Origin of the sequence: Vibrio sp. 10N.222.46.A1 (genome assembly GCF_041473595.1) — a bacterium.
GTDB lineage: Bacteria > Pseudomonadota > Gammaproteobacteria > Enterobacterales > Vibrionaceae > Vibrio > Vibrio tasmaniensis_A.
In genome coordinates this window covers 1-301 of sequence record NZ_JBFRSN010000441.1, presented here as the reverse complement: position 1 = coordinate 301, position 301 = coordinate 1, and the positions used below count along the sequence as shown (strand labels likewise).

The window sequence follows — 301 nt, the reverse complement described above, 5'->3', positions numbered from 1 at the left end:
ACCCACCGTGCTAGTAGAGAAGCTAATCGTAAAGACCGGAACTTCTGGGTTGGCTCCATCTTTCACAAAGCCGATGTACGCACCTGTCGTGTTTGGATCCGCTTTAAGCTCAACGACCAACCCATTCGATTTTAGCAAACCATTAGTATTAAATTGGTTCGGTTCAATGCGGAAACTGGTGACATTATCACTTTGATTGGTGAACTGAATAGTCTCAGTTTGACTCACCGGAGCATTGCTTGCTGCCGAGCCATCTGTAAGGTTAGATTCTGATAAAGTGACACTTGGAATGGTGTTGATG

1 protein-coding gene is annotated in these 301 nt (G+C 44.9%); it reads right to left on the bottom strand.

Annotated elements, in window-relative coordinates; genetic code table 11:
• Positions 1 to 301 (bottom strand): hypothetical protein (locus AB4496_RS13620; RefSeq protein WP_372131144.1); only part of this gene is annotated, 301 nt, incomplete at both ends.